The following is a 19,599-nucleotide window of genomic DNA, read 5'->3' as shown; positions in this document are numbered from 1 at the left end:
AAGGCATCTTGTTCGGAGGAGTGAGGCGTCTTGCCTGCAATCCTCCGAATCAAGGATGCGTTGGCGGCACCGCTTTGATGCGAGCCGCAGACTTAAGCTACTGATTCAATTGTTCTTGAATCACTTCGCTCGCGGCACGCGTTCCCATTGCTCCCCAAACACCGTAGGGGCTCTGCGAGCCTGCTGTGTTGATGGCCCAGGTGTCCCAGCGGACGGGAGGAGCATAAGAGTTGCCGGCTTCGATGGAATCTGAGATGAAGATCACGGCACCATCGCCCATCAGGATGTGTGCACCACCTTGGTGACGGCTGCCGGGAGGCAGGATGCCTTCGTTATGCCGGTTGGATTCCATACAGATTTCCGCGTTCGGGGGCAGAATGGTATTCACGGCGGAAAACAGAGGACGTCCGTACGCCCATTTGGAGCCACGTGTCATCTCAGCGGCAGGGCCGGTTGCGGCTGCGGCAGCAACGAACGGCGCACCGACCACCCAGTGCGTGGGACGAAGTGGATCCAGCATTCCGCGGCAAGCCAGTGCATTGTCGGGTCCGCTGGGGTTTCCCGAGCTCGCCATGATGCTGGTGATGCCATCAGCGGGTTCTGTGCGCACATCCCGGTCGCCCAAGTCTGTGACGATTTCTCCGGCGGCGATGGTGTTGGACAATCCATCCAAAATGTCGCGGAAACGTGTCGCTCGACTTGCGACAAAGAAGCCTCGGCAAGCGGCTTGTTCTGCAAGCGCCCAGTTCGTGTTGGGCATCACACCGCGGTCGTCTTCTTGTCCGACGTGCATGTGGTGAGGCGAGTCACCCAAGCAGGCGCCGTAGTTGGTGCGTCCTTGTGCCGGCAAACCTTGTCCGGGATCACTGGGGCAGCGAAGCGTTGGGATGTCGGTCAGCCATGGTCTGTACTCGTTGCCGGCTGCCGCGTGGTCCGCCAAGTTCATGCGTGGGTCAGGGCCCATGCTTTGAAAGTCGATCGTTCCATCGCCGTCAGAGTCCATCGGGTTGCTGATTTGTTCCCAAAGAGCTTGTTGCTCCATGAAGGGAGTCAGTCCGGGCAACCAGCTCAATTCGTTTCGATTGTGTGCACCGATCCGAAGCGATGGGTTGGGAGTCCCCGAGTTGACTTTGTTGGTCGTGCCTTTTGAGTGCGCAGGCAGACGTTTGTAAGTCGAATGGTAGTTTTGGATGGCCAAGCCGACTTGTTTGAAGTTGTTGCTGCAGCTCATGCGTCGCGCGGCTTCACGAGCCGCTTGTACGGCTGGCAGGAGCAGGCCGACCAAGATGCCGATGATGGCGATCACCACCAGCAATTCCACAAGCGTGAACCCCGCGGGGTGTTTTGGGTTTTTCACTGAAATGCCTACTGAAAAGAGAACATGAATCGAAAGAAATCCAGTCGCGATGACATGGACACGTAGAGAGCGGGTTACCTGAATGCGATCGCATCCAGGAGTGGTTATCCATCAAAGCGGATCAGTCAATTTGCCGTCTGCCCTCCGTCAACATCCGCGTCGCTTGAAAGCTCGCTGGGGTTTTCGGAAACATATTGCTGCAACTGGTCTTGGCTAGGGCTTTTCAGCTCTGCTCCACCACAACCAGCCAGCACCAACACAAACAACAGCAGAGGGATCAGAGATCGAAAGGTCACGAGAAATTACCTGGTAGCAGATGGGAAACAAAAAGCGGTCGTTGGGACGTAAATAAGCGATCAGATTCTGAGGCCATCGCACTGCGGGACTGCTGCGGGCGCACAACTTCATCCCGGCAGTGAGTGACGATTCACTCAAAGTGGAGGCATCAAGACAGGAACATCAACGCGTCAACGTCAGCTCAGGGCATCGGTTGCCGATTGCCAAAATCGAATAGCGGTTCGATCAGTCGAGGCGGTTCCTTTGATGCAACTCGGTGCCAACACGCGGGCACTCGGGGTGAAGGGTTGAGAGTGGAATCAGGCGGGTTGGTTCCACGGCGGCGAGGACAAGCCGGTCCACGGAAGCTACGGAATCCACGTGAGATTAAACGCTCATCAAACAGCGATGTTCCGCGCAATCAATTTAAAATATTCTTAGCGAAGCGGCGGACGCGTTGTGTAGTCCCTGGGCCCCTCAATGGGAGTCGCCGGAGAAGCCGATTCGGGACAATCGGATGTCTCATCATAATTTGGCTGTTCAAAATTGGGCGTTGTGGCACTGTGGCGTTCCGCAAGTTTCTGTCACCTCTCCCGGCGCAGCTGGTGGCCCCCAGTGAGCCTCAGGCGCTAGCCGTGGGCCTGAGGCGGATTGTGGTGCCAGCCCACGGCTAGCGCCTGAGGCTCACTCTGATTGCGATGCATGGGACAAAAACATGGACTGAAACAACAATGTCAACCCCAAGCTTTGAGCAGTCCAGCTGGTGGCCCCCAGTGAGCCTCAGGCGCTAGCCGTGGGCCTGAGGCGGATTGTGGTGCCGGCCCACGGCTAGCGCCTGAGGCTCACTTTGATTGCGATGCATGGGACAAAAACATGGACTGAAACAACAATGTCAACCCCAAGCTTTGAGCAGTCCAGCTGGTGGCCCCCAGTGAGCCTCAGGCGCTAGCCGTGGGCCTGAGGCGGATTGTGGTGCTGGCCCACGGCTAGCGCCTGAGGCTCTCCCGGCGCAGCCGGTAGCCCCAGTGAGCCTCAGGCGCTAGCCGTGGGCGTGAGGCGGATTGTGGTGCCGGCCCACGGCTAGCGCCTGAGGCTCACTCTGATTGCGATGCATGGGACAAAAACATGGACTGAAACAACAATGTCAACCCCAAGCTTTGAGCAGTCCAGCTGGTGGCCCCCAGTGAGCCTCAGGCGCTAGCCGTGGGCCTGAGGCGGATTGTGGTGCCGGCCCACGGCTAGCGCCTGAGGCTCACTCTGATTGCGATGCATGGGACAAAAACATGGACTGAAAAAACAATGTCTACCCCAAGCTTTGAGCAGTCCAGCTGGTGGCCCCCAGTGAGCCTCAGGCGCTAGCCGTGGGCCTGAGGCGGATTGTGGTGCCGGCCCACGGCTAGCGCCTGAGGCTCACTCTGATTGCGATGCATGGGACAAAAACATGGACTGAAAAAACAATGTCAACCCCATATTTTGAACGAGTGTGACCGGCAACCCGCCGGTTAACATGCCATGGTAAGCGGAGTGTAGTGGCAGACCATGTTACGGTTTGGATGGGTGCTCTCGCTCAACTCCGTGACTCGCTGTTTGCAGAATTTATCCCAGTAGTCACTCTGAAATACCGCCCGCACGTTGAGCATGCTCCGTGCAGCTTCCAGCGTCCAACGCATCCCGCTTCGTTCCATGCGGTCCTTTACCAAGTGCCCGCACGCGCCTTCGATCACACCCGAGGCAATCGGGTAGCCTGCAGCAAGATATTCGTCGTAACGCATCCGATCCTTGTGTTTCTCGAAGTAACCACAGATGCGTCGAAGGTCTTTGAGTTTATCGCCCTTGAGTTTCCCAAGCGAACCCATTCGACGTAGCCCTCGGATCACCCCGTTGACCTCACCACGCAGGATTTTCAGCAATCGCTCCCGCGTAAACGCTGCTCGCTTTTCGCTGGATTTCTCGAACAATGACGAAGCCTCCCACACGTAAGTCGCTACGTGAATGATGTCCAAGATTGGCACCACTAATGGATCGTCGCCTAAGTGTAACTGCGCGACTTCCCAGAGGCTCTGCTGACCGTCCATTAACAGAATGATCACTTGGAGTTTCTTTCGGCGGACACTGACTTGATCTGCGAGCCATGCGATCCCCTCGTGGATACCGCTGATGGGAACCTCCGTATCGTCGTCCACGAAGGTCGCGGGAAAGTGAGCCGATGTATGCTTGTGCTTTGGCCGCGGTCGTTTCTTTTTGCTCTTGCGTGATTGCGTGCCGGGTTCTTTGTCATCACGGAACAAGGCAGCGACAATTTGCTCGGCTGTGCGAACATAGGGATCGACGGTGTAAGCACTCGTGACCGTTGCCATGCGACGGTTTCCGGGCCGTTTCTTTGCTGTCTCAAAAGCAGCCACTTTGGCGGCATCGTCTTTGATCAAGGGAACGCCCTTGCAGTCGGCCGAAGCGACGAGAAGCTCGGCTTCATCCTTCTTTTTGGGCGTGGGCAAGTCGTCCAGAAAGGCATCGGCCTGGACCCCCATTCTCTGGCTGGTCTGTTCGAGCGTGTCGATCGAGAATTTCGCTCCGAAAACGAGTTCGAGATTATCAGCGGCCTGGTTGAATGCGGATTCGACGCAGAACATTTGGGAGAACTCTTGGAGCAGGTACGACCAGCGGTGCTCCGGCAGTTGCATGCGGGCGCTGATCGGATGCAGTTCGATTCTCTTGTTCTTTCCCGGGCTGTAGGTGTACTGTTGAAAGGCGTGTTCACCGAAAATCGACCGAACCACCGTGTCGGTCGGTTTCTCGCTGCGTCGCAGTGTTTTGCCTGATTCGCTGACCGCTTGATCACCAAGGTCCCCCTTGCCTTGGAGTTTGGTGAAGAGCTCCATCGCCAGAAAGCCGGTTTTCAAGACAAGATTCCACACGGCACGCTCGGTTTCATCGAAAGACTGGCCGCATTTAGAAGCATTGACGACGTGTTCTCGGATGGTGTCGCCGCACTGCTGCAGTTTCTCGGCGATTTGCTCGGGCGACTGCGGAAAAGAAGACGAAGTGGGGTTGTCAATATCGCTTGAATGTTCGACGCTCATTTCAGCGGCCTCCTGCCTTTGATACCTGGAAGTTAGAACCCAAATCATGGCAGGTTGGCCGCTTTTTGTTTACCCAGATTCCGCAATGCTCCGCAGAAGCCTCGCGGGTTGCCGGTCACACTCATTTTGAACAGCCCAGGTGCTCCGTCAAAGCGTCGACTACTCAGCGATCGATTCAACAATCCCGTTGAGCGTGCTGCTGGGACGCAGTGCTGAGGCTGCTTTGGCGCAGTCGGGGGAATAGTAGCCGCCGAGGTCGACCGGGCTGCCTTGCGCGCTGGCGAGCTCACCCACAATGGTGGCTTCGTTTTGTTTCATCGCATCGGCGACCGGTGCAAACTTTGCCGCCAGCTCGGGGGACTCGGTTTGCTCCGCCAACGCTTGCGCCCAATACATCGCCATGTAAAAGTGGCTGCCGCGGGTATCCAGATCACCGACACCCCGTTTCGGAGACTTGTCGTTTTGCAAAAAGACTTCCGTTGCCGAATCGAGTGTGTTTGCCATCACGGTGATATCAGCACTTTCACTCTTGCGACCGAGGTCTTCCAAGGAGACCGCCAGGGCAAGGAACTCGCCCAGGGAGTCCCAACGCAAGTGTCCTTCGGCGACAAACTGTTGGACGTGTTTGGGCGCTGAGCCACCGGCACCGGTTTCGAACATTCCGCCACCGGCGAGCAGGGGAACGATCGAGAGCATTTTGGCGCTGGTGCCGAGTTCCAAGATGGGGAACAAGTCAGTCAGGTAGTCTCGCAAGACATTGCCGGTGATCGAAATGGTGTCCATGCCGTCACGAGCACGACCGCAAGCATGCAATGTGGCATCGACGGGCGCGAGCACTTGGATTTCCAAACCAGACGTGTCGTGATCCTGGAGGTACTCGTTGACCTTGCCGATCAGGTTTGCGTCGTGGGCACGGTTTTCGTCGAGCCAAAACACGGCGGCCGCGCCGGTCAGTCGGGCGCGCTGGACGCCAAGACGCACCCAGTCGCGAATCGCGATGTCCTTTGTCTGGCACATCCGCCAAACATCGCCTGACGCCACAGGATGCTCAAAGATGACTTTGCCCGTGTTGTCGGTTACCGTGACCGTTCCGTCGGCCGGGATCTGGAACGTTTTGTCGTGCGATCCGTATTCTTCCGCTTTCTTTGCCATCAAGCCGACATTGCTGACGCTGCCCATCGTCGTGACGTCAAAGGCACCGTGTTCTTTACAGAAATCAATGGTCGCTTGGTAGACACCGGCGTAGCATCGGTCGGGGATCAGTGCTTTGGTGGGATGAAGTTTTCCGTCTGGTCCCCACATCATTCCGGAACTGCGAATGGCAGCGGGCATGGAGGCGTCGATGATGACGTCACTGGGGACGTGCAGATTCGTGATGCCGCGATCGGAGTCGACCATCGCTAGTTTGGGCCCGGCATCGTAGGTGGCTTGGATCTCTGCTCGGATCTCGGCAGCTTTGTCGCTCGGCAGGCTTTCCAGTTTTGCTTCCAAGCCGCCCAAGCCGTTGTTCGGATTCACGCCCAGTGAAGCAAACGTGTCGGCATGTTTCTCAAACAGGTCGGCGAAGTAAACGCTGACGGCGTGACCGAACAGAATCGGATCGGACACCTTCATCATGGTGGCTTTGAGGTGCAGTGATAACAAGATGCCCGACTGCCGCGCGTCTTCGATTTCTTTTTTTAGATAAGCTCGCAGCGATTGAACGCTCATGACTGATGCGTCGACAACATCCCCCCTTTCCACCGGCACCGATTCACGCAGCACGGTCGTGGACCCGTCGGCAGCGTTGAGCGTGATCGTCAAGGAACCTGCATCGTCCAGGATCGCGGACTTCTCGCTGCCATAGAAGTCTCCTTCGGTCATGCTGGCGACATGCGATGGAGAGTCCGCGGACCACACGCCCATCGAGTGCGGGTGAGCCTTGGCGTAGTTCTTGACCGGTGCGGCGACGCGGCGATCCGAGTTGCCTTCACGCAGGACAGGGTTGACCGCACTGCCGAGCACTTTGGCGTACTTGGCCCGAACCGCTTTCTCTGCATCAGTCTTTGGGTCCGCCGGAAAATCAGGCACGGGGAATCCATCGGCCTGCAATTCCGCGATGGCTTCGGTCAACTGTGGAATCGACGCGCTGATGTTCGGCAGTTTGATGATGTTCGCGGCCGGAGTGTTCGCTAGCTCGCCCAGTTGTGCCAAGGCGTCTTCACGACGCTGGTTTTCCGCTAGGACCTCTGGGAAGCTGGCCAGGATGCGACTGGCAAGCGAAATGTCTTTGGTTTGAACGCAAACGCCGGCCGTGCTCAGAAAGGCTTCCACGATCGGCAACCATGAATAAGTCGCCAATGCGGGGGCTTCATCTGTGTGGGTGTAAACAATGCCGGGGGCGGATTCGTTCTTGGTCATCAGTGGCAACGCTTTGCTGGAGAGGCCGACCGTGCTGGCACTATGCTGGCACCGTGTCAACGCGGCGAAAATACAGCCAAAACGTTACCAAGATCCACCGCGTCTGTCACCGGGAGGCATCCGGCGTCACTCCACTGCGACTTCCGCTTTGGCTTGCCAGAAAGTCCGTGCAGCCCGAATAAAGGGTGCGTGCTCGGCCAAACGTTCAGGTGGCAGGGCAACCAACTTGGCTTCGTAATCGGCCAGCCATTTTTGAAAGAACTCCACGCTCCGTTTGGAAACACGTGGGCGGCCGTTGATCTCGACGTACCACGGGGCGCTGACGGCCGCGCGATAATGGTCTTCGTGCAACGTCACGACGCGGATGAACACCCACCCGCTCTGATCGGTCTCGATCATCGGAATGCGTCCGCCGGCTTCGGCAAACTCTTTCAGGCGTGCGCTGTAATGAACACGTCCGTTATGAATCACCTCCAAATACTCGACCGGGTCACGAACCGCCAGCTCCAGTTCCGGCTGTAGCTGCAAAGTGGTGCCGGCAGAGCCGGTGAACACATGGCCGGGCAGCTTGCCGGCGAGTTTTGGACGCAGCATCGGGCCATTCGTAGCGACGCTGTTGCCTCGCCAGACGCCTGACCACCATTGCTGTGCGTCGGTGACCGCCAAGGGATCACTGACGTCATGATCGCTCGGTGCGTCGCTCGGCAAGGTCACGTACAAACGGTTGTAGCCGACCGGTGTGCCGTTGGATGCGGAACCGCCACCGGCCAAAGGAGGCATTCGGATACCTGCATCCAAGATGTTGCGATAGATTTCTTCGGCATAGCGTCCCAACTGCTGACCATCACCGAACCCAACGTTTTGCGGCCCGCGACCTTCAGCGACTTTGAGGATTTTTCGATCCAATCGCAACCAGTCACCCATCAGAAAGAAACCGTTGATACGTGAACTGGCAAGCCAGACGGGTAGCTCCCAAGCAAAGGGATTCTCGACGCCGATCTGAATAGTGTTCTCCTCATTGCTACGTTCCGATGCGATCACAAGTCGTCGTGTGCTGATCGTGTCAGCGGCACTGATGGAATTCCAGGTCTCGGGACCGAGGCCATAAAACGCGAGTCCGTCGTGGTGCGACACGTCCTCGCGGATCCACTTCGGTTCGCCACCGATGTCATAGTCCGCGTCGCGATAGGGGATCGGTTTGGCGTCTTGATGCCCCATCACCGAAGCAACGTGCAAGTCCTCCGAAGCCATCCGCAGCGGCAAACTGTTCTCCGAGGCCACCACCATGCAGTCGCCACTTGTCCAGCCCTCGGACAACATGTCGACCATGCGTGGCAGTTGTACGTTCTTTTCATCCAAGCTCGTCGGTTCCAACGTGAACGTGCCGGTGACGATACGATACTCGGGGCCGCGGATGAGTCGAAAATGGTACGGGCCGTCTGGCATCGTCAATTCAACGCTACGATCCAAGACGACTCCAATGCCGGCCGGCACGGTGCGACGCACCGGAGTGGTCTTGCCGGTCGGTGTGCCCCGCCAAAGCTCCATCCGCGTGATGGTCGATGCCCCGGTGGCTTTGTCGTCCGCCGTGAACGTCAGCGTTCCATTGGCGCCACAGGCGGAACTTACCCATGTCGTCGCGACGAGGCAAACGACGCCGCACCGGCACGCGACGCCACTCCAGGCTTTGGCAACCAAGCTAAACCACGGTCTTCCAGCCGACTTCATCGACGCAGATGCTGGAGCAGCGAGGGACGGATTCGAGTCAAATTCTTCGCAAAACATAAGTTTCCGCATCGACCACTTCCTCGATCGTGGGACATTGATTCGTTCGCTGAATCGGGCGCTCGGCAGCATTGTTCACAGGGTTTTGCCGATGAACATTAGAATATTGCCAGTTGGATCGACATTTGCTACCCATGGCGTGACAATCACCGATATGCCAATTTGGCAATTCGCACTCCGTATGTGCCGACGAAAGATGCCGAGTACTCGGCTCAAGGCTTTTTGACTCAAGAACATCCCATAGCAGACGACTCCGTGGCTGAAGACCTGTATCAAACCCTTGGCGTGGGCCGAGACGCAACGCTGGACGAAATCAAAAAGGCTCATCGCAAGCTGGCGATCAAGTATCACCCAGACAAGAACCCGAATGATAAAGCGCACGACAAATTCAAGCGGATTCAGGAAGCCTACGATGTCCTGAGTGACGAGGAAAAACGCGCCGCCTATGATCGTTACGGTGCCGATTTTGAAAAGATTCGCGGGGGCGGATTTCATCCCGGTGCTGGTGGGGCAAGTTTTGACGGTTTGGACCTGGAGCAGATTTTCGGTGGTCGCTCAGGCGGCGGAGCTGGCGGAGGATTCGAAGGCGGATTCAGCGATTTCTTTGAACAGATTCTGGGACAACAACGCGGTGGAGCAGGCGCGGGCAGAGCTCGACGCCCCGCACCACCGGCCAAAGGCGGCAACTTGAGGCACGAACTGGAGCTGCCTCTGGAGACGGCCGTTCGAGGCGGCAAGACGGAGTTCTACATCAGTCGCGGTAGCGGCAGTCAAGAAAAGATCGCTGTGACGATCCCGCCGGGAATCGAGAACGGTGCCAAGATTCGACTTCGCAATCAAGGCGGACCGTCGCTCAACGGCGGCGAGGCGGGCGACTTGATTCTCTTGATCAAAGTCTCGCCGCATCCGCATTTCCGTCGTATCGGCAAGAATCTCGAACTGACGTTGCCGATCTCGGTTGCCGAAGCCGTCTTGGGTGCGTCGATCGACGTTCCCACGCCTTCGGGGACCGTCACACTGAACATACCGGCGGCATCCAGCAGCGGAAAGAAATTGCGATTGAAGGGTCAGGGTGTCAAACAGTCAGACGGCACCGCCGGCGACCTGATCGTCACGCTACAAATCCAACTGCCCGATTCGATCGACGAAGCATCCGCCGAGTTGATCAAGCAGTTTGACGAAGCCAACCAGGTGGCGCTTCGTGAAGGCCTGCATTTCTAGGCCGGATTATTCATGAGGATGTTAGATTTTAGCGCAAACAGATTCTTGACAATGAGTTGTGACATCGTTGGGAAATGCAGATTGTTTTTCATAATCCGGGCTAGGCGAGTGCTGGGCTGTTCAAAATTTGGCGTTGTGGCACTGTGACGCTTGCGCAAGTTTCTGTCACCTCTCCCGGCGCAGCTGGTGGAGGTCGGATCGAGCGAAGCAAGATCCGGGAGGGGGCCTACGCTGGGAAAAACGAGTTCAAATGCCCAAACGGTGCGCATTGCCCCCTCCCTCGCATTCGCCTGGACGGCTCTGCTCGACCTCCCCCATGTTCCGAGACTGCTGATTTAATCGTGTTGCATTGTGTCTGTGAGCCGATGGCGCTAGCCACGGGCTTCGAAGGGTTCCGTCAACACCATTAGGCCCGCGGCTAGCGCCTTGCGGCTCACTAAATCAGCAGTCTCGTTCCTTGGGGGAGGTGTCAGTGGACGTCGTTTAACGACTAGCCGCAGGCGTCATCGCCGCAACCAACCGGATTGCACCGCAAACTCAGACGCCGCTTCCGCCTACGCCTTCGGCTACGGGTCAAACGCAACTGGATCGCGTATGATTTTTGTTTGGCCGTCTGTTGGTGTTCGTTTTCGACTTGGAAAGTCGAACGACAATCGTCGCTCGACTTTCCAAGTCGATAGCGTGCCCCGCCAAGCGTTATGCCACTTCCAATCGTTGACTTGCGCGGACAGGCCTGCGACTAATTGGAATACGCAACTCATTGAACGGTGTTGCGACTAAAACTTTTTTACTGTCCGCCGAAGGACGCACCGCGGATTCCGTCGCCGTCGGTATAGTCCGTTGGCGAGTCCAATCCGCCGGTCAGCAGCAAACCGTCCACCCTCGCTCCGGCTTGGGCCAGCTGACCCTGTGCGGCGATTTGCCGGATCGTCGACTCGTAGAAACTGCGGCGGACGATCAGGACTTGCAGGAACTCCAGTTCTCCGGCACGGTACGCTTCTTCGCTCAGCTCAAGACTCTTCTTTGCTTGTGGAATGATTTCTTGCTCGTACTTGCGGACCGCGGCCAATGCCGAGTCGTAGTCTTGCGCAGCTCTTGCCAATCGCGACTTGATGGCTTGTTCGATTCGCTTGACGTTCTCGATCGCTTGGACATAATCCGCGTAAGCGGCGGAAATGTTTCCCGAATTCTTGTTCCAAACCGGAATCGGTGCGGAGACTTGCACGTTGAGCATGCCGTTGTCCGTACCGCGGTCGTAGCCAGCGCCCAACTGTGCCGTCACATTGGGGACCATTTGCACTTGCTGGCGACTCAGCAACGCTCGCTTTTCGCAGACGAGTGCATTGGCCACAGAAAGCTCTGGGCTCTCAGCCAGGATCTGGGCGTAACGATCGTCCCAGCTCGGTGTGATCGAGGTCGATGGCAACTCGGTGACAAGGTTTGCCGGCATCGGATCATCCAATCCGGCGATGGCAGCCAAATCTTGCCAAGCACCGCGATACGCCACTTCGGCCTGCTCTGCGGCCAGCGTGATCTCGCTCAACAACGTTTGCGACTGCAGCAATTCCACCAAGCTTCCTTCCTCAGCTTCGCGACGATCCTCGGCGACTTGTACGCCCCGTCGAGCCACTTGGCTGAACTCCACCGTGGCCTCGAATTGTCGCTGTGCCGCAACGGCTTCATAGAACCGCGTGCGGACGTCCGTCAGTACGCGATATCGCTGTGACTGCATCTCCCAACGTTGTGCACTCGTGGTGTGCGCGAGCACTTGTCGATTCAGTGCGAGTTTATTTCCGCGGACGAATTCCTGTTCCACGAACACGCCGTGCTGATCGGTGTTGCGATCGGCAATCTGTTGACCAAAGTAACCCAGGGTCGGGTTGGGACGCACTCCGACTTGTTGACGAAGTCCCGCGGACTTGTTCGTCAACGACGATGCCGCGGTGAGCGATGGATTGTTGTTGAGCGCCAGTTGCTCCAAGTCTGCAAGCGTGTAGCTGACGTCCGGCGCGATGCGGATCGGGATCAACGACCCAAGGTTCATTTCGGATTCGGTTGAGAAATCCAAGGAAAGGCTGCCTCTCGCTGCTTCTTGTCCTGCAGCAACCGCTTTCGGTAGTTTCTCCACCCCAGAATCTGAAACTGAGGGAATGGAATCACTGGCGGTGCCTTTCGTCGAGTCGCCGTCACCATCAAGATGGTACGCAACAGTGTTGATCAAGGACGAGTCGAGATCCGATGAGGAATCCGATGTCTCCGTCGATTCGGAGGAAGCGACCGCTAGGGATCCAGCAGGTGGGCTTACCGCCGCCGTCTTGGCATGGCCGTGAGAATATTGACCAACACTCGTGCATCCACCCGCAACCAGCAGACCGGAGGCGATGAAACACGATAGAGACAGGCGTTTACGTTTGATTCTCATGGCATCCATGCGCAGCGAGAGTTTCATGAAGTATTGGACAGCACCCAGATTCTGGATATTTCACGCGAATCGTCTCACCGCAAACGCGGCTCATTCAACGTGTTTGTCCAGATACAATGGGGGGGGCGCCAAAGCTCGCGTCCGTGCGGTGTTTGGCGGTGTGTGAATGCCTTGTGCAGTGAGGATCGACTCGATCGGCTCGGCTGGTCGAATCGAAACATTCCTCAGTTCACTTCTGATACAACCGTTAAACTTATCCGCACCCCGTAACAAGTACGTCAGCCTTTCCAGGCTGACGTACCCCTGAATGTCAGTCTGGAAAGACTGACGTACTCCCCTGAATGTCAGTCTGGAAAGACTGACGTACTTAGCGCCCCGTAGCGGGATTCGCCAGAGAAAGAACTCAACATGACATCAACGCTCATTCTTGCCGGACGACTCGGCATGCTGCTTGGATTGGTTTCCGCGATCCTGCCGTTTTCCCTCGTGGCAGCCGATTCCTCCAATGCCAGCAAGCCTCCGAACGTGCTCTTGATCATGACGGACGATCAAGGATGGGGTGATTTGCATTGCCATGCGAACGACTCGATCAACACACCCGTCTTGGATCAGTTGAGTCACGAAAGCGTTCGTTTGCAGCGTTTCTTTGTTTCTCCTGTCTGTGCACCGACCCGTGCCGCTCTCTTGACGGGGCGCTATCCAGGACGTTGTGGCGTGGCGGGTGTCTCGGAAAGATTGGAGGTGATGCGAGGCGACGAAGAAACCATGGCGGAGGTTTTCGCCAACGCAGGCTATCGCACGGGCTGTTTTGGAAAGTGGCATAACGGTGCCCAGTATCCCAACCATCCACTCGGTCAAGGCTTCGAGGAGTTTTATGGATTCTGCGGTGGTCACTGGAATCTTTACGACGATCCGATTTTGGAGTTCAACGGCAAGGCCATTGAAACAAAGGGATACATCACGGACTTGATCACCGACGCTGCGTTGAGTTTCATCGACGAAGCAGGCGAGCGACCTTTTCTGTGTTACGTCCCGTACAACGCACCGCACGGACCTTTTCAAATCTCTCAGCAGTGGTTCAGCAAATACAGCGACGGAATACTGTCCGCAAAAACGGCTGCCGTGTATGCGATGGTCGAAAACATCGATGCCAACATTGGTCGTTTGCTCAGCAAGTTGCAACAGCGGCAACTCAGTGACGACACGATCGTCGTTTTCTTGACCGACAACGGCCCGAACGGACCGCGTTACAACGGCGGGATGAGGGGCGCCAAAGGAAGTGTCCACGAAGGCGGGGTTCGCGTGCCGTGTTTCATCCGATGGCCGGGGCAGCTTCAGGCAAAGGACTGCCAGCAGATCGCTGCTCACATCGACTTGCTGCCAACGCTTGCCGAACTCGCCGGGATCGATTGGAAACCGGCCCACCCCTTGGATGGCCGTAGTTTGGTGCGACTGTTGAAAGACGGCAGCGACGAGAGTTTTGCCGATCGCGTGCTGATCACTTCTCGCCCCGACAAAGCGAACCTCGATCAACTTGGACGCGCCGCCGCGCGCGACCAGCGGTTTCGATTGACAATCGAAAAGGGCAAAACGCAACTGTTTGACATGCAAACCGACCCTGGGCAAGCGACTGACATTTCGAAACAGCACCCCGAGATCGTGGACCGACTCTCTGCAGCCATCGATCGGCACCACCGGCAAGTTCAGCCCATCATCACCGCTCCGCGTCCGATCCCGGTGGGATACGAGGAAGTACCGAGTGTGTTTCTGCCGGCGGTCGAAGCACACTCATCTGGCGAAATCGGCTTTGCCAACGGCAACGGATGGGCGCACGATTGGCTCAGCAACTGGACTCGGCCGACCGACTCAGTTTCCTTTGACGTGCAATTCCATCAACCGGGAAACTACGAAATCATCGTGCACGCCAATGCAAGCGTCGCAGGGACTCAGGTCACGGCGTCGATCGACGATCGATCCACAACGGGTGCACTTGCTCTGACTTCTCACCAACGCGTCGTTCGGCCGGACTTGGATACCGATTCCCAGCCTCGGCTGATGATGGAGTTTGACCGCAAGTCCTTGGGGACGATCGAAGTCGCCGACACATCACAGGTCAAGACGCTGAAGCTGACGGCGGATGCCGAGTCGACGTTTCACCTCGATCTCGGCGGCGTGACCTTGGTCCGCACGGAATCGGAGTCCGCCAAACCCATGCATCTGTTTGTGCTGGCCGGTCAGTCCAACATGGCTGGACGAGGGAAAATGGGTGACGAAGACCGCCAGCCGTTTCCCAACGTCATGATGCTCAATAAGGCAGGCCAGTGGGTGCCCGCGATCGCCCCGGTCCACTTTGACAAGTCCGTTGCCGGCGTCGGTTTGGGACGCACCTTTGCCATCCAGTACGCCAAGGCGAACCCGGATGTCACGGTCGGGTTGATTCCTTGTGCCGTGGGCGGTTCTCCGATCTCCGCTTGGCAACCAGGCGGATACCACTCCAGCACCAAAACGCATCCTTACGACGACGCGGCGAAACGCATTGAGTTGGCTAAGCAATCGGGGGCCGTTAAAGGAATCCTGTGGCATCAGGGTGAATCCGATTCCAACGACGATGCGGCAAAGATCTACAAGCCAAAGCTGCAAGACACTCTGGAGCGTTTACGAACACTGTCCGGTGGCGACGTTCCGATCTTGATTGGAGGACTGGGGCAGTTTGCCGAGCGACCATGGAATGAAGCACGCAAGAAGATCGACGCAGCCCACCGTGAGTTGGCTCAGGAGATGCCCCATACCGGTTACGTCCCCTCGGACGGCCTCACCGCCAACTCCGATTTGGTGCACTTCAATACCGCATCACTCAAGGAGTTTGGGCGAAGGTATTTCAGTGCGTTTCAAAGTTTGACGCAGTAAGGGGTTGACGTCAGCAAGCACCTGCGTCAACGAATTGTTTGAGAATCAAGCCAGCTTTTCTCAACTGTCTTGACGATGCGTTTAGAGATTCAGGTTCGACGCGAGTGAAAGAAACGCTGGGGTGCGTGCGAAAACAGGATTCGCGTATCAGCCGCCACGCGATAGTGTCCCGCTTATCTTTAGGGTAGTTGAAGATCCTGTAGCGGTGGGATCTTTAACAAGATCCACTACGGCTAAACCGTGCAAGCGGGGCTCCTTGATACGCAGCCAACGGTTTGGGGAGCCCCGCTTGAACAACGACGCTCGCGTCTATTTGGGTTTTACCGACACCTTTTTGGCCTTGGTCGGCTCCGTCTTTGGCAACGTGATCGTGACCACTCCGTGATCTGATTCCGCTACCACATCGTCGGGCTTGGTGCCCGGTGGTAGTGGAATGCTGCGATAGAACGATCCGTAGTGACGTTCTACCCGGTGGACCTTGCGTTCCTTGTCTTCCGTCTTCTTTTCTTCTTGTCGCTGTCCTTTGATCGTCAACATGTCGTCGGTGACACTGATGTCGATGTCCTCCGGTTTGATACCCGGCAAGTCCACTTTGACCTCCAGTGTCGAGTCGGTTTCTGAAATGTCGACACTCGGTTCCCATTTGCCGACGCTTGTTGCTCCTTCCCACTCTCCGTTGCCGTTCCAGAGATTCTGAAGCGCCCGATCGAACTCCTCACGCATACGATCAATGGCACTGGGAGCGGAGTGAAGCTGACGTGAGAGCATGCCCATCTTTTTTCCCTTAACGTGAATACGAAACGAAGTTTTCGGTGGACCGCTTGAAGCTCCATGATCCTGCCCCAAGGCGTCATCAACCATTCGTCGTCCAGACGCCGCAATCGTCGTGGTCCAGACGCCGCAATCGTCGTGCCAATCCTTCTTTGACATGAGGACCGGATCAAGGCGGATGATCATTGCGGAGCGCCGCGTCACTGAGACGCCGCGAAACCATGCGTTTTTTTGCACTGCATGGCAGACTGTGTGTCATGTTGCAGTGTTTGCGGCCATGACACCCAAGCGCACTCTCGGTCTCACATTGGTACGCACTGTGCGTCATGGCACGTCTTGGTACGCGATGGCACGTGGGTGATGTGAAAAACTCCGAGGGAGATGAGTGAATCAGCCGTTTTCCTGAATCATGAAGGCACGGCATAAGAATTGCCCACACGCCTATCACCGGCTTATAGACTTTGCCTCTCTCTCCAACCCCAAAAATGATCCATGAAAACTCAAGCTGACGCTGCATCGCTCGACAGAACCCGGCAGCAATTGGAGTCCAAGCTTCAGGAGCTGGTGGCGCGAACAGAGAGAATCGATTCGGATCTCTCCCGCAAGACCAACGACGATTGGGAGGAACGCGCCGTGGAGTTGGAGGACGACGAAGTCTTATCGTCGATCGGCAACGCGAACTTGGCCGAGATCCAGCAAATTCATCGCGCGCTGCGTCAAATCGAATTGGGGACATACGGCATCTGTACACATTGCAACGCGGAGATCGATCCCGGTCGGCTGGAGTTATTGCCCTACGCAACATCCTGCATGCGATGTTCGCAAGCTTGACTTGGCAAATGAAACTCGCTACCGGAGCGACTGACCATGACTGTGCTTTCCAACACGCTCACCTTCATCATGGCGGGTGGCGTGGGCTCGCGGCTTGCGCCATTGACGATGCACCGGGCCAAGCCGGCGGTTCCTTTCGGCGGCCAGTATCGCATCATCGATTTCACACTCAGCAATTGTTTGCATTCGGGTTTGCGTCAAGTCCTGGTGCTGACTCAGTACAAATCGCTGTCGATGCAGAAACACTTGCGTGATGGCTGGGGAATCTACAATCCTGACCTGGGGGAGTACATCATGGATGTCCCACCGCAGATGCGAACCGGAGATTCCTGGTACGCGGGAACGGCCGATGCGATCTATCAGAACCATGACTTGATCCGAAACAGCGGAGCCAAGATGGTCGTCGTCCTGTCGGGTGACCATATTTACCGCATGGATTACACGCAGATGATCCATGAACATCTCTCAAGAGGTGCTGATGTGACAATCGCGTGCATGGAGGTCGGCATTGATGATGCTCGTGCATTCGGTGTGATGTCGATCGATCGACATCATCGAGTCTACGAGTTCAACGAAAAGCCGACGGAACCGCAACCATCCGTCGACAGACCTGATCAAGCGTTGGTGTCGATGGGAGTTTACGTCTTCAGTGCGGAGACACTTTTTCGGGAGTTGATCCGTGATCACGCCGACGCGAGTTCCTCCCATGATTTTGGAAAGGACCTGATCCCTCGGATGATCGACAACTACCGTGTCATCGGCCATCCAATGCAAGATGCTTGTCACGGCCAAGATGCCTGTCAGAGCGATGCCTGTCAGAGTACTGTGCAGCCCTACTGGCGTGATGTCGGCACGATCGACTCGTACTACATCGCCAACATGGATTTGTTGAAGACGCATCCGCCACTGGATCTCTACTGCCAAGATTGGCCGGTTCGAAAATACGATGTCGCTGCCCCGCCCGCCATGATCTGTGACGATCCATCGGGTAGACCCGGTGTCGTGAGCCAGACGTTGCTGAGCAATGGTGTGCGAGTCTGTGGCGCGAACGTCGAGCACTGTGTGATCTCGCCCAACGTCCAATTCGAACGCGGGGCAAACGTTCACGACTCCGTCTTATTTCACGATGTCACGGTGGGCCAGAACGCGATCTTGAGGAACTGTATCGTGGACAAACGCGTTCAGATCCCCGCTGGGGAAACCATCGGCGTTGATCCCGATCGTGACGCCAGGAGGTTTTATGTCTCACCTGCGGGGATTGTCGTTGTTCCCAGTGGCTATGTCTTTGCGGAGCGTATGACCAATTCGGTCGGGACCGCGCGGCGATATGTTCACAGTACTTCGCGGGCAATTGGTCAAAGCCATTTGAAGCTCAAACCGGTGGTGGTTGATTCTGAAACTCAATAACCGTTTGCGGCAGCGGCTGATGAACAATCCAGGACACGACTCAACGTAGGCCGAGCAAATCTCCGTTCAAACAGATGGTTGCAAGACGGCTTTGACGATCTCGCCGTGGTGCATTTTCTCGAACGCGGTCTGCCATTGTTCGATGGGCCAAACGCCGCCCACGATCGGTTCGACGTCGAGTTGTCCGCTGCTGAGCAGTTCGATCACGCGCTCCCAGATCGGCCAGTTGTGGCTGAAGCTACCTTGCAAACGAACATTTTTTTGGACCAGCGGATCGATGCTGAACCCGAGCGGCTCGGGCCCCCAGCCGACTTTGCTGATCCAGCCCGCGGGACGAACACAGTCGATGGCGATGCGGAGCGTGGCACTACTGCCGGCGGCGTCGACGACGCCATCGCAGCCCAGGCCGTCACGCTGGCACGCCCAATCCACCGGATTGCCGACGATCGTCTCGCATCCATATTGCTTTGCGATGTCCAGACGTGGCTTGTCGTTGGGTAAGCCCACAATGGCGACCTGTGCTCCGCATAGTTTGGCCATGGCGGCACAGAGGATACCGATCGTGCCGGGGCCGAGTACCAGGATGCGATCTCCAGGTTCGATCCCGCCATTCTTGACGACGGCGTTATACGCGACGCAACAGGGTTCGGTCAGACAGGCATGATGCATCGGCAGGTTGTCGGGGACGTGATGCAAAATTCGTGACGGGACGCGAACATACCGCGTCATCGCGCCGTCAGTGCCGTACCCGAATCCTTTGCGAGAGCGGTCCAAGTTGTACAAGCCGCGACGCGTCATCGGATCATCGGGGTTGATGATGGCGGCGGTTTCGCTGACCACTCGGCTACCGACCGACCATTGGGTGACGTTCTCGCCGCATTGGGTAATCGTTCCGCCAAATTCATGCCCCAGTACCACGGGATAGTTGACCGGCCAAGAATGGTTTGCCGTCCATTGGTGCAGGTCGCTGCCGCACACACCAACATTGGCGACTTCGATCAGCACATCGTCGGCACCGATTTCAGGAATCTCGATTTCGCGTAGTTCGACGCTGTGGGGTTCGGGGGCAAAGTTAACAACGGCGGGCGTTTTCATGGCGACAGATCATTTCAGGTGGGAGGGTGATGGAGCAAATCGTAGGT

Annotated in this window: 12 protein-coding genes; 4 read left to right on the top strand and 8 right to left on the bottom strand. The window is 56.8% G+C overall.

What is annotated here, in order from left to right; genetic code table 11:
* Positions 1-97 precede the first annotated feature (97 nt).
* The 5 genes from Pla52nx_RS22780 to Pla52nx_RS22760 all read right to left on the bottom strand — a co-directional run bounded on the left by Pla52nx_RS22780 (position 98) and on the right by Pla52nx_RS22760 (position 8,910).
* Positions 98-1,357 (bottom strand): DUF1559 domain-containing protein, encoded by a 1,260-nt coding sequence (locus Pla52nx_RS22780; protein WP_146517956.1) that lies wholly within the window; start codon positions 1,355-1,357, stop codon positions 98-100.
* 125 nt (positions 1,358-1,482) lie between these two features.
* Positions 1,483-1,653: a hypothetical protein gene (locus Pla52nx_RS22775; RefSeq protein ID WP_197454191.1), complete on the bottom strand. Its 171-nt coding sequence runs from the start codon at positions 1,651-1,653 to the stop codon at positions 1,483-1,485.
* 1,482 nt (positions 1,654-3,135) lie between these two features.
* Positions 3,136-4,713 carry an ISKra4 family transposase gene (locus tag Pla52nx_RS22770; RefSeq protein WP_197455184.1) on the bottom strand — a complete coding sequence of 526 codons (1,578 nt, stop codon included), beginning with the start codon at positions 4,711-4,713 and terminating at the stop codon, positions 3,136-3,138.
* 159 nt (positions 4,714-4,872) lie between these two features.
* The gene (locus Pla52nx_RS22765; RefSeq protein WP_146523676.1) at positions 4,873-7,113 is read right to left on the bottom strand and encodes an NADP-dependent isocitrate dehydrogenase; all 2,241 of its coding nucleotides are present in this window, start codon (positions 7,111-7,113) and stop codon (positions 4,873-4,875) included.
* Positions 7,114-7,239: 126 nt separating this feature from the next.
* Positions 7,240-8,910, bottom strand: coding sequence for a hypothetical protein (locus Pla52nx_RS22760; protein WP_342190218.1), 1,671 nt, complete (start codon positions 8,908-8,910; stop codon positions 7,240-7,242).
* A 150-nt stretch (positions 8,911-9,060) separates the two neighbouring features.
* On the opposite strand from Pla52nx_RS22760, the gene Pla52nx_RS22755 reads away from it, so the two are divergent.
* Positions 9,061-10,119 (top strand): DnaJ C-terminal domain-containing protein, encoded by a 1,059-nt coding sequence (locus Pla52nx_RS22755; RefSeq protein ID WP_231742847.1) that lies wholly within the window; start codon positions 9,061-9,063, stop codon positions 10,117-10,119.
* A gap of 787 nt (positions 10,120-10,906) precedes the next feature.
* On the opposite strand, the gene Pla52nx_RS22750 is transcribed toward Pla52nx_RS22755, so the two are convergent.
* A complete protein-coding gene (locus Pla52nx_RS22750; RefSeq protein WP_231742849.1) occupies positions 10,907-12,541 on the bottom strand; it encodes a TolC family protein in 1,635 nt (544 codons plus the stop codon).
* A gap of 408 nt (positions 12,542-12,949) precedes the next feature.
* Between Pla52nx_RS22750 and Pla52nx_RS22745 the strand changes: the two genes are divergently transcribed.
* The gene (locus tag Pla52nx_RS22745; RefSeq protein WP_231742851.1) at positions 12,950-15,448 is read left to right on the top strand and encodes a sulfatase-like hydrolase/transferase; all 2,499 of its coding nucleotides are present in this window, start codon (positions 12,950-12,952) and stop codon (positions 15,446-15,448) included.
* 309 nt (positions 15,449-15,757) lie between these two features.
* On the opposite strand, the gene Pla52nx_RS22740 is transcribed toward Pla52nx_RS22745, so the two are convergent.
* On the bottom strand, positions 15,758-16,378 hold the full coding sequence (locus Pla52nx_RS22740; RefSeq protein ID WP_197455147.1) for an Hsp20/alpha crystallin family protein: 621 nt from the start codon (positions 16,376-16,378) through the stop codon (positions 15,758-15,760).
* A gap of 333 nt (positions 16,379-16,711) precedes the next feature.
* On the opposite strand from Pla52nx_RS22740, the gene Pla52nx_RS22735 reads away from it, so the two are divergent.
* Together Pla52nx_RS22735 and glgC are read left to right on the top strand one after the other, a co-directional pair.
* Positions 16,712-17,050, top strand: coding sequence for a TraR/DksA family transcriptional regulator (locus tag Pla52nx_RS22735; RefSeq protein ID WP_146523680.1), 339 nt, complete (start codon positions 16,712-16,714; stop codon positions 17,048-17,050).
* A 36-nt stretch (positions 17,051-17,086) separates the two neighbouring features.
* Positions 17,087-18,457 carry a glucose-1-phosphate adenylyltransferase gene (gene glgC / locus Pla52nx_RS22730; protein ID WP_197455148.1) on the top strand — a complete coding sequence of 457 codons (1,371 nt, stop codon included), beginning with the start codon at positions 17,087-17,089 and terminating at the stop codon, positions 18,455-18,457.
* Positions 18,458-18,523: 66 nt separating this feature from the next.
* Here the strand turns inward: glgC and Pla52nx_RS22725 are convergent, their stop codons facing one another.
* A complete protein-coding gene (locus Pla52nx_RS22725; RefSeq protein ID WP_146523681.1) occupies positions 18,524-19,552 on the bottom strand; it encodes a zinc-binding dehydrogenase in 1,029 nt (342 codons plus the stop codon).
* Positions 19,553-19,599 lie beyond the last annotated feature (47 nt).

This window comes from Stieleria varia, assembly GCF_038443385.1.
GTDB lineage: Bacteria > Planctomycetota > Planctomycetia > Pirellulales > Pirellulaceae > Stieleria > Stieleria varia.
The sequence above is the reverse complement of the archived record's forward strand: the minus strand, read 5'-3'. Positions and strand labels throughout refer to the sequence as shown.